Annotated in this window: 1 protein-coding gene; it reads right to left on the bottom strand. The window is 60.9% G+C overall.

The window, feature by feature from the left end:
• Positions 1 to 575, bottom strand: a 575-nt coding sequence (locus tag ACP2AV_RS15680) for an acyl-CoA dehydrogenase family protein (RefSeq protein ID WP_426373704.1), incomplete at both ends; no start/stop codon positions are given.

Consider the following 575-nt stretch of genomic DNA (forward strand, 5'->3'; position numbering starts at 1 on the left):
AAGGCGGAAATACCCTTGGCCCCTTTTTCCGGCGAGGTCTTGGCATAGACCAGCACCAGATCGGCAATCGGCCCGTTGGTGATATAGATCTTGGCCCCGTTCAGGATGTAATCGTCGCCATCCTTCTTCGCCGTGGTGCGCATCGATCCAAGCGCATCGGACCCCGCGCCCGGTTCGGTCAGGCCAAGGGCCCCGATCAGCGTGCCGTTGCACAGCCCCGGCAGATACTTGCGGCGCAGGTCGTCATTGGCGTTGCGGTAGATGTTGTTGACGCACAGGTTGTCGTGGGCAACGTGGGTCAGCCCGATGGCCGCCGATGCCCGTGACATCTGTTCGGTGATGATGCAGGCCGATGTGAAATCCAGCCCGGCGCCGCCAAATTCCGGCGGCACGTTCAGGCCCAGATAGCCCATCTCGCCCAGCTTGGGAAAGACCGATGGCGGCAGGTCGTCGGTGTCATCCATTTCCGCGTTCAGATGGTGGAACTCGGACATGAAGAACTTGCCGGCCTGATCCGCCAGCGCCTGCTGTTCGTCCGTCATGAAATGTGTCGGAAGGTCGATATCGTTGCGCAA

This window comes from Aliiroseovarius sp. PTFE2010 (genome assembly GCF_049943335.1).
In the GTDB taxonomy this organism is placed as follows: Bacteria; Pseudomonadota; Alphaproteobacteria; order Rhodobacterales; family Rhodobacteraceae; genus JBNFVY01.